This window comes from Bradyrhizobium sp. (assembly GCF_050014615.1).
Classification (GTDB): Bacteria; Pseudomonadota; Alphaproteobacteria; order Rhizobiales; family Xanthobacteraceae; genus Bradyrhizobium.
On sequence record NZ_JBEKCZ010000241.1, the window covers coordinates 1 to 7,520 of the forward strand.

The following is a 7,520-nucleotide window of genomic DNA, read 5'->3' on the forward strand; positions in this document are numbered from 1 at the left end:
TTGTTCTGGAACACGACGCGGGCCCGCGCGCGGTAATTCTTCGCCATGTAAGGCCCGCCAACGAGATTGACGACCTGGTTGGCTTCGATGGCGCTGGTGCGCGGATACATCGAATACGGCCCGATGCCGGTGAGATCGTCGATCTCGAACGCCGTGATGGTGCCGTCACGCATGACGCCGATCTTGCCCTTGCAGCGATGGTCGCGGGCGTGAATATCGGTGTTGAAGCTCTCGACCCGGTCGGCAACGAATTTGACCGGTCGGCGCAGCAGTTTCGACAACCCATAGGTGGCCATTTCGTCGGCGTAGATGTGAACCTTGATGCCGAAGGACCCGCCGACATCCTTGCAGACTACGCGAACCTGCGACTCCTCAAGGCCGAGATGAAGTGCGGCGATGTTCTGCACCATGTGCGGCGCCTGGGTGCCTTGATAGATCGTCAGCCGCGCCTCGGCGGCGTTCCAGTCCGCCACCACCGCGCGCGGCTCCAGCGTCACGCCGGTGTGCCGGCCAAACACGAACTCCGCTTCCACAACTGCGTCAGAGCCGGCCAACGCCGCATCGACCGCCCCGGCATCAAGATTGCGCTCGAAGGCAAGATTGTCGCCGAGCGCGGGATGAATGACCGGGGTGTGCGGATCGAGCGCGGTGCGCATATCCGTCACCGCTTCCAGTTCCCGATATTCGACGCCAATGATTTCGGCGGCATCTTCCGCGACCGCGCGGCTCGTCGCCACCACGGCCGCCACGGCTTCGCCCTGCCAGCAAACCCGATCCAGCGCGATCGCGTGCTGGGGCGCGGATTTGAGACCTTTCAAATGCGTGAGTACGCCAACCCATGGTGTGATGATTGCGGCAAGTTCCTCGCCGGTCACGACGGCGATGACACCTGGCATCCGCCGGGCTGCCGCGGCGTCGATCCCGATAATCTTCGCATGGGCATGGGGCGAGCGCAGGAACACCACATGCGCCATCCGCGGCAGTTCCATGTCGCTGACATAGAGCCCGCGCCCCTGCATCAGTCGCTCGAGATTCGGCCGCGGCACCACCTTGCCGATATAGGAATTCGGCCGATCGAGCACCGAAAGCGCTTCCGGTTTGGCGGATACCGCGGTCATGGGGTGCGCCCCATGCGCGCTTGCGCGGTAGACTCGACCGCATCGACAATGGCCTGGTAGCCCGTGCAGCGGCAGTAATTGCCCGAGAGATGCTCGCGGATGCGCTCGCGATCCGGCGTGGCATCGTGGAGCAGCAGATCCTGCGCGGCGATCAGCATGCCGGGCGTACAGAAGCCGCACTGCAGCGCGTTGCGATCGCGAAACGCGGCTTGCAGATCGGCAATCTCGCCGCTGTCGGATAATCCTTCGATGGTCTCAATGATTGCGCCGTGCGTCTGCGCCGCCAGCATCAGGCAGGAACGAACGATATCGCCGTTCACGCGCACCGTGCAGGCGCCGCAAACCCCGTGTTCGCAGCCGACATGCGTGCCCGTCAGCTTCAGATGCTCCCGCAAAAAATCCGCAAGATTAAGCCGCGGCAACACCTGCGCATCGATGCGCTCGCCGTTCACCTGCAGCGAAATCGGCAAAGCAGCAGTCACAAGGATTCCCCGGACCTGAGTTCAGGACGATCAAGAAGCGCGGCCACGCATCGCGCCAGCAGCACCTTGGCCAGATGCCGGCGCATCGACACGCTCGCCTGCTGATCTTCCTGGGGATCGAGCTCTTCGCCAAGCGCCTTTGATGCCTCCGATAGCACCGCCGATGTGACGGCGACGTTGAGTAATTTCGTCGCGGCCCCCGCCAGCACGGGCCGATCGCCGACGGCAAAGAAGGCCAGCCGAAGATCCGTCAGGAGTTCGCCTTCCACGACCGCCTGGGCGGCAAGGCCGACGATGCCGTAATCGCCGTGTCGCCGCGCGAATTCGCAGAAGAAATGCGCGGAATTGTTTTGCGCGATGGGCGATTCGACGGCAACCAAAAGCTCGTCCGCCGACAACGCCGTCTCATAAATTCCGGTGAAGAAATCTTGCGCCGGAACCCGGCGCTCACCCGTTGGCCCCCTGACGATAATGGTCGCATTCAGCGCGACCATGCAGGCCGGCAATTCGGCCGCCGGGTCGGCATGCGCCAGGCTGCCGCCGATGGTGCCGCGATTGCGGATCGCGGGATGCGCGACATGGGCGATGGCTTCGGTCAGCAATGGCAAATGCGCGGCAATTTCGGGCGAGTTCAGGAGATCGACATGGCGCGTCAGCGCCCCGATGCGCACGACATCGCCGGTCACGGCAATGCCGCGCAGCTCTTCGATGTCGCAGATATCGACGATCAGTTCCGGAGAGATCAGACGAAGATTCATCGCGGGCATCAGGCTCTGGCCGCCCGAAAGCACCTTCGCGCCGTCGCCATGCGTGACCAGCAACTCTATCGCGTTCACGACGCTGGTTGCACGGGCGTAGCTGAAAGCCGAGGCTTTCATTGATGTGACCTCCCCGGCCGAAATTTGGGCATATTTTTTGGGATTAGACGGCGGGGCCCCCTAAAGGTCAAGTTTGTTTATCGAACGATTATTTCTGATGACTCGACTTTCGGATTAGTCATAATGGCACGAAACGCGCGACGTTCGGCGCGCATCAAATCGGCTCCAGGGAGGAGCAGGCCATGAATCTCGGTTTCTTTACCATGCCGATCCATCCGCTCGACAAGGATTGGCAGCAATCGCTCCGGGAGGATCGCGAGGCCTTCCTGCTGGCCGATGAACTCGGGTTTACCGAGGCCTATGTCGGCGAACACGTCACCGACAAGGCCGAGAACATCACCTCCTGCGTCACCTTCCTCGCCTGGATCGCCGCCGCCACCAAGCAGATCAAGCTCGGCACCGGCACCATCAACATGCCGAACACCCATCCGGCCACCGTCGCGGCCAGCCTGGCGATGCTCGATCACATGCTCGATGGGCGCCTGATTTTCGGGATCAGCCCCGGCGGACTGCTGTCGGATGCCGAATTATTCGGCAATCTCGATGCCAATCGCAACGAGATGTTTCTCGAATCGATCAATCAGGTTCTGGAGATCTGGGCCGGCGAGCCACCGTACAATCTTCAGGGCAAATACTGGAACATCTCGACGCAGAAAACCCTGATCAAGGAGATCGGCCAGGGCTTCATTGCGCGTCCGCTGCAGCGACCGCATCCGCCGATCGTCGTCACCGCCGTGGCGCCGTTCTCGAAGGGCGTCACCGAGGCCGCCGTGCGCGGCTGGGATCCGATTTCGGCGAACTTCCTGATGCCGGCCTGGGTCAAAAGCCACTGGCCGAAATATGTCGAGGGCTGCGAGCGCGGCGGCCGCCCGGCCGATCCCGCCAACTGGCGTGTCGCCAAAAGCGTGTTCGTCGCCAAGGACGCGGCAACCGCCAAAGCCTACGCCACCGACCCGGACGGGCCCTACGTCTATTATTATCGTTCGCTGTTCACCAAACTGAAGAAGAACGGCCGCATCGAACTGTTCAAAACCCGCCGCGACCAGCCCGACGATGAAGTGACGCTCGAAATGGTGTGCGACAAGCTGATCATCTATGGAACACCGGATAGCGTTGCCGATCAGTTGCTGGCGTTCCAGCAGGAAGTTGGCCAATTCGGGACGCTGTTGTATGCCGGCAAGGACTGGAAGGACCGGGAACTCGGGCGCCAGTCCATGATTCTGATGGCTGAGAAGGTGATGCCGCAGGTCAACGCGGGCACCGCGAAACGCTCCAGCGCCGCGGAATAGAATCCGCAGCGCATCAGTCCGCATCCAGTCAAACGCATCTCAACAAGAAGATTTTGCCGTGGCTCTTACCGATCGCATTCCCTATCAGGCGCAAGTCGATCGGCCGAAGCTGAAATTGCCTGACGGTAAGAAGCTGGCGGTGTGGGTCATCCTCAATGTCGAGGAATGGCGCATCGAGAATGCGATGCCGCGCACCGTGCTGAGCCCGCCGATGGGACAGCCGCTGTTGCCCGACGTGCCCAACTGGTCCTGGCATGAATACGGCATGCGCGCCGGTTTCTGGCGCCAGTTCAAGGCCCTGACCGACCGGAACATGCCCGTGACATTGGCGCTGAACGGAAGTGTGTGCACGTCCTATCCGCGCGTCGCCTCGGCGGCACTCGAGGCCGGCTTTGAATTCATGGGCCATGGATTCCTGCAGGGCCCGATGCACAGGCTGGAGAACCAGGGCGACGCCATCAAGCGGGCCGTCGACGCCATCGCCAAATTCACCGGCAAGCAGCCTCGATCCTGGGAAAGTCCGGGCCTGACCGAGACCGAAGAGACCCTCGATCTTCTGCGCATGAACGGTATCGAATATCTGGCGGACTGGGTGATCGACGATCTGCCGCAGGATATCGCCACCCCGCACGGAACCATGACGACCATTCCCTACTCGGTGGAAACCAACGATATCGTCATCCACGCGCTGCAGCATTTGCCGTCCGAGCAGTTTCTCAAGCGCTGCACCGATCAGTTCGACCGGCTGTATCTCGAAGGCGCTACCAACGCGCGGATCATGGCGATCTCCATCCATCCCTACATCACCGGGGTTCCGCATCGCATCAAATATCTGGAGGCGTTGCTTGACTATGTCATCAGCCATGATGGCGTGGCCTTGATGACCGCCAGCGAGATCGGCGACTGGTACCGCGCCGAAATGTCCAAGGTCTGAATTTCGAAAGCCTGAGAAAACAAACAACATAATCATCAGGGATGGGAAGCCGCGCATGATCAATGCCGCCGTCATCGGCCTGGGCTGGTGGGGACAAAACATCCTCAAAAACCTGCTCGACAGCGAAGTCATCAAGCCTGTGCTGGGCGTCGACCCCCTCGACTCCGCGCGCGCTTCGGTCGCAGCCCTCGGCGTCGAGACCGCGCCGCGGTTCGAGGACGCGCTGGCCAATCCCAGGATCGAGGCCGTCATTCTCTGCACGCCACAGGAGCGGCATGCCGAACAGATCGTCGCGGCCGCGCAAGCGGGGCGTCATGTGTTCTGCGAGAAGCCATTATGCACGACCGCGGCCGATGCGGAGGCCGCGCTGGCGGCCGTCGGCAAAGCCGGCGTTCAATTGGGTATCGGCCACGAACGCCGGTTCGAGCCTGCGGTCATCGACATGCGCAAGCGCTTTGCGGCCGGTGAATTCGGCAATCCGCTGCTGCTGGAAGGCAATTTCAGCCAGGACCTGTTCCTGAAATTGCCGCACGACAATTGGCGCTTGTCGAAGACTATCAATCCGGCCGGGCCGCTGTCGGCCACCGGCATTCATATGGTCGATCTGTCGATCGCGCTGTTGGGACGGCCGACCAGCGTCTGGGCGCGGCTGGCGCAACTCGGCAGCCATTTCGAGAATGGCGATACGCTGTCGATCACGATGGGATTCGAGAACGGCACCACCGCCCTGCTCGGCGCCGTGCTGGCGACGCCGTTCATGGGTCGGCTGGCGCTATTGGGATCGAAGGGCTGGATGGAAATCCGCGACCGCAGCCATCCGCAGAATTCGACCGGGTGGGACGTGACCAGCGTGCTTCAGGACAAGGAACCCGTCGCCACCTTCTTTGGACCGCATCCGGCGGTGCGCGCCAATCTCGAGGCCTTTGGCCGCGCTGCATCGGGTCAGGCGGCCTATCCGGTGACGCGAGACGAAATGCTCTCGAACGTCCGCAGCTTCGAGGCGATCCAGCGGTCGATCAAAAGCGGAACCATCGAGAAAATCTGAACAGACCTGTATTCGGCGCAGCTCTCTCTTGGCGGACTTCGTCATTTGCGGCGCGCCGGTGGCCTCTGCCGAGCTTGCATACGCCACGTTTGGCTACAATTTTATTGGCTGGACTGCAAATTTGACCGCAATGCAGGGCATCAACTGCCCGGTTTGAAACTCTGTGTCAGGAGCCAAGCGTCTCATGTCGAACCATGATGAAAAGGCTGAGCTTCAAATAGACGACGAGAATGCCATTCGCTCGCTTCTAGTGCGTTTACACGATGCCTGGGCACGCGGCGACGGCGAAGGCTATGCGGCGTGTTTTGCCGAAAAGTCCGACTACATCACGTTCAACGGCATGCATCTTCGCGGTCGGGCCGAAAATGCCAAACTGCATACAGCGCTCTTTCGTGGCGTCCTAAGAGGCACCAGCCTATCGGCTGATGTCGAGAGCCTCGAATTGCTCTCAAGCTCCGTCGCACTGGTTCACACCGCGGGAAGCGGGCGCAAGAAGTCCTTTCAGTCCTATGTCCTGGTAAAACACGGTTCCGACTGGCTGATTCGATCCTTTCAGAATACCCGCGTGCAGCCGCTAAGCGTTCGGATCACGCGCTGGCTACAAAATCGAGCCAGCTAAATCGCCGGGATCGCTTCTCACCGTCGTCCGGCGGAACGCGCTCCTCAGCGAAACGGCTAGTACACTTCTAGCCGACCACCTTCACCGGCGGGCGGCGAAGGCCCACCGCGGCACCGTATACCCGCTCAAAGCCGGCCAGAAAGACATCCAGCGTGTCGCTGATCATCTGCTCCTTGTCTTCGAGCACGGGCGACTCGTAGATGTATTTGCGGACGCCGTAATAAAAAATTCCGCTGTGAAAGACCCAGGCCATCTCCAGCTCGGATGCCGTCGGCTTGCTTTGCACCGGCAGCCCGGCTTCGTGGCGGCATTCCCGGATGATGCGGGTCAAAATCTTGTCCCGGACGACGCCGACATACCAGCGGTTGATATCGAGGCCCTTGAGGCCGGAATAGAGATAGATCCGCAGCCATTTGCGGGTGAAAATCACATTGGTATAGGCGTTGTAGAATTCCTGTAGCCGGTCACGGATCGGCCGGGAACGGTCGGCCAGCAATTTTTCCCAGCCGGTATCGAGCGGCTCGAGATAGACCGTGCGATAGACTTCCTTGATCAGGTCGTCCTTGCTTGGAAAATAACGATACAATAGCGGCTGGGTCACGCCGAGCCGGCGCGCCAGGTCGCGGGTGCCGCCACCAAACCCCTCCTCCGAGAAAAATTCAGTGGCCTTGGCGACGAACTCCTTGCGGCGATCGTCCGGGGACAACCGTTTCTGCTTCGCGCGCGCGCGCTTCGGCGATGTTTTCTTGCTCATGACCCCACAGCCGCCGGAATGTTGTCGGCGCCGAGAAATCGCCCGTAGCCGCCGCGGGCAAACAGCAGCGGCTCCTGCCGGTTATACGCATAGGCCTCGACCGCGCCCAGGAAGATCACATGGTCGCCGCCGTAATACCGGCTGGCCGCGCGGCATTGGAAATTGGCGACGCTGTCGGCCAAGAGCGGTGCATTGCCGAGGCCCGGTATCCATTCGACGCCAACGAATTTTTCTGCCGATGATTTCGCGAATTTGGTCGCGAGCGCCTGCTGCGACGCACCAAGGACATTGACCGCGAAATGGCTGGCATTCTGGAAGATAGGCAACCCCTGCGAATACATCCCCAGGCTCCATAGCACGAGCGGCGGATTGAGCGAGACCGAGGCGAACGAATTGCAGGT

9 protein-coding genes are annotated in these 7,520 nt (G+C 61.2%); 4 read left to right on the forward strand and 5 right to left on the reverse strand.

Annotated features, from left to right (window positions below; all coding sequences use genetic code 11):
* The 3 genes from ABR948_RS26355 to ABR948_RS26365 form a co-directional block, all read right to left on the reverse strand.
* On the reverse strand, window positions 1–1,118 hold a 1,118-nt coding region (locus ABR948_RS26355; protein WP_428123588.1), incomplete at its 3' end, for a xanthine dehydrogenase family protein molybdopterin-binding subunit.
* A complete protein-coding gene (locus ABR948_RS26360; protein ID WP_428123591.1) occupies window positions 1,115–1,600 on the reverse strand; it encodes a (2Fe-2S)-binding protein in 486 nt (161 codons plus the stop codon). The genes ABR948_RS26360 and ABR948_RS26355, both read right to left, overlap by 4 nt.
* Window positions 1,597–2,478 (reverse strand): FAD binding domain-containing protein, encoded by an 882-nt coding sequence (locus ABR948_RS26365; RefSeq protein ID WP_428123594.1) that lies wholly within the window; start codon window positions 2,476–2,478, stop codon window positions 1,597–1,599. The genes ABR948_RS26360 and ABR948_RS26365 overlap by 4 nt, the downstream gene beginning before the upstream one ends.
* Before the next feature lie 182 nt (window positions 2,479–2,660).
* On the opposite strand from ABR948_RS26365, the gene ABR948_RS26370 reads away from it, so the two are divergent.
* The 4 genes from ABR948_RS26370 to ABR948_RS26385 all read left to right on the forward strand — a co-directional run bounded on the left by ABR948_RS26370 (window position 2,661) and on the right by ABR948_RS26385 (window position 6,365).
* Window positions 2,661–3,767: an LLM class flavin-dependent oxidoreductase gene (locus ABR948_RS26370; protein ID WP_428123597.1), complete on the forward strand. Its 1,107-nt coding sequence runs from the start codon at window positions 2,661–2,663 to the stop codon at window positions 3,765–3,767.
* Window positions 3,768–3,825: 58 nt separating this feature from the next.
* Window positions 3,826–4,701, forward strand: a complete 876-nt coding sequence (locus ABR948_RS26375; protein ID WP_428123600.1) for a polysaccharide deacetylase family protein — start codon at window positions 3,826–3,828, stop codon at window positions 4,699–4,701.
* Between the two features lie 55 nt (window positions 4,702–4,756).
* Window positions 4,757–5,746, forward strand: a complete 990-nt coding sequence (locus tag ABR948_RS26380; RefSeq protein WP_428123603.1) for a Gfo/Idh/MocA family protein — start codon at window positions 4,757–4,759, stop codon at window positions 5,744–5,746.
* Between the two features lie 184 nt (window positions 5,747–5,930).
* Window positions 5,931–6,365, forward strand: a complete 435-nt coding sequence (locus ABR948_RS26385) for an SgcJ/EcaC family oxidoreductase (RefSeq protein ID WP_428123605.1) — start codon at window positions 5,931–5,933, stop codon at window positions 6,363–6,365.
* Between the two features lie 67 nt (window positions 6,366–6,432).
* Here the strand turns inward: ABR948_RS26385 and ABR948_RS26390 are convergent, their stop codons facing one another.
* The gene (locus ABR948_RS26390; RefSeq protein WP_428123608.1) at window positions 6,433–7,119 is read right to left on the reverse strand and encodes a TetR/AcrR family transcriptional regulator; all 687 of its coding nucleotides are present in this window, start codon (window positions 7,117–7,119) and stop codon (window positions 6,433–6,435) included.
* The coding region (locus ABR948_RS26395) for a flavin reductase family protein (RefSeq protein WP_428123610.1) at window positions 7,116–7,520 on the reverse strand (405 nt) is incomplete at its 5' end. The genes ABR948_RS26390 and ABR948_RS26395, both read right to left, overlap by 4 nt.

Excerpts from the sequence above, each read along its gene's own strand:
- ABR948_RS26365 (WP_428123594.1), bottom strand. The coding sequence starts at position 2,478 with ATGAAAGCCTCGGCTTTCAGCTACGCCCGTGCAACCAGCGTCGTGAAC.
- ABR948_RS26385 (WP_428123605.1), top strand. The coding sequence starts at position 5,931 with ATGTCGAACCATGATGAAAAGGCTGAGCTTCAAATAGACGACGAGAAT.
- ABR948_RS26380 (WP_428123603.1), top strand. The coding sequence starts at position 4,757 with ATGATCAATGCCGCCGTCATCGGCCTGGGCTGGTGGGGACAAAACATC.
- ABR948_RS26390 (WP_428123608.1), bottom strand. The coding sequence starts at position 7,119 with ATGAGCAAGAAAACATCGCCGAAGCGCGCGCGCGCGAAGCAGAAACGG.
- ABR948_RS26370 (WP_428123597.1), top strand. The coding sequence starts at position 2,661 with ATGAATCTCGGTTTCTTTACCATGCCGATCCATCCGCTCGACAAGGAT.